The sequence below is a fragment of the Herbaspirillum sp. FG34 genome, assembly GCF_057809315.1.
Window position 1 is genome coordinate 1 of the sequence record NZ_JBMDJS010000057.1, and the last position, 536, is coordinate 536.

Here is a 536-nt window from a genome sequence, read left to right on the forward strand (position 1 = left end):
GACGTAGTGATTTAGGTTTGATCTTTTACGATCAATGGCTGTTTTTGTTCTTTAACAATCTGGAAGAAGTAAAGATTCATTTAAACGATCGCCAGGACTTCGGTTCTTGCGAAAGTAAAAATGGGTGTGATTGTATCAATCAAAGTATTACGAAGTGATCTTAGCAATTAGAAGACTTACTTTGGAATACGGCAAACGCTAAAACTCAACGCTTCATATAACGCTCTTGCAAAAGAGGCTAACGTTATAGGAACAAGCGAATAAGTGCACATGGTGGATGCCTTGGCGATTACAGGCGATGAAGGACGTAGTAGCTTGCGATAAGCTGCGGGGAGCTGGCAAACGAGCTTTGATCCGCAGATTTCCGAATGGGGAAACCCGGCCGTAAGGTCATCGTTATCTGAATACATAGGGTAACGAAGCGAACGTGGCGAACTGAAACATCTAAGTAGCTACAGGAAAAGAAATCAACCGAGATTCCCAAAGTAGTGGCGAGCGAAATGGGATCAGCCTGCAAGATTTAGCATCAACGATAG

The 536-nt window shown here is 43.1% G+C and carries 1 rRNA gene; it reads left to right on the forward strand.

Annotation, left to right across the window (positions count from 1 at the left end):
* Positions 1–250: 250 nt before the first annotated feature.
* Positions 251–536 (forward strand): 23S ribosomal RNA (locus tag ACODSZ_RS23135); the annotation flags it as partial.